2 protein-coding genes are annotated in these 590 nt (G+C 62.9%); both read left to right on the top strand.

Features of this window, described 5'->3' with window-relative positions:
* A partial coding sequence (gene tnpB / locus ACYVD0_RS12895; protein WP_460427174.1) for an IS66 family insertion sequence element accessory protein TnpB occupies nucleotides 1-229 on the top strand: 229 nt, incomplete at its 5' end.
* A gap of 19 nt (nucleotides 230-248) precedes the next feature.
* A partial coding sequence (locus ACYVD0_RS12890; RefSeq protein WP_460427173.1) for a transposase domain-containing protein occupies nucleotides 249-590 on the top strand: 342 nt, incomplete at its 3' end.

Genomic DNA, 590 nt, shown 5'->3' with positions numbered 1-590 from the left:
GTTCGTGTTTCTCAACCGGGCGCGCAACCGGGTGAAGATCCTGTACTGGGAGCGCAACGGCTTCTGTCTCTGGCTCAAGCGCCTGGAGGCCGAGCGCTTCAAGGTGCCGCCAGAGCCCAGCGACGAGGCCATCGTCCTCAGCGCCGAGGAGTTGAACTGGCTGCTGGATGGCTTCGACCTCTGGCGCAACCGCCCGCACCGGGTGTTGAGGCCGCGCTACGTGGCCTGAGCCGGTATAATCCGGCTCCATGACCTTTATGCCCGACACCCTTCCCGACGATCCGCTTTTGCTCAAGCAGTTATTGCTGTCGGCGAACGAGCAGATGTCGGCAAAGGATGCTCGCATAGAACAGCTTCAGGAACAGGTCGCCCTGCTGCGTCAACGCCTGTTCGGCCCGAAATCCGAGCGCAGTATCGATCCGGACTCACCGCAACTGGCGATGTTCAACGAAGCCGAGCAGTTGGCCGAAGAGCCGGCGCCTGCCGTTGAAGCCGAAGCACAAGAGATCGCCGAGGCCGAAGAAGGCGTCGCCCCGATCAAGCGCCGTGGCAAACGCAAACCACTGCCGGCCGAACTGCCACGGGTGGAG

Source organism: Azotobacter armeniacus (assembly GCF_054779355.1).
This window is presented reverse-complemented; position numbering and strand designations above follow the sequence as displayed.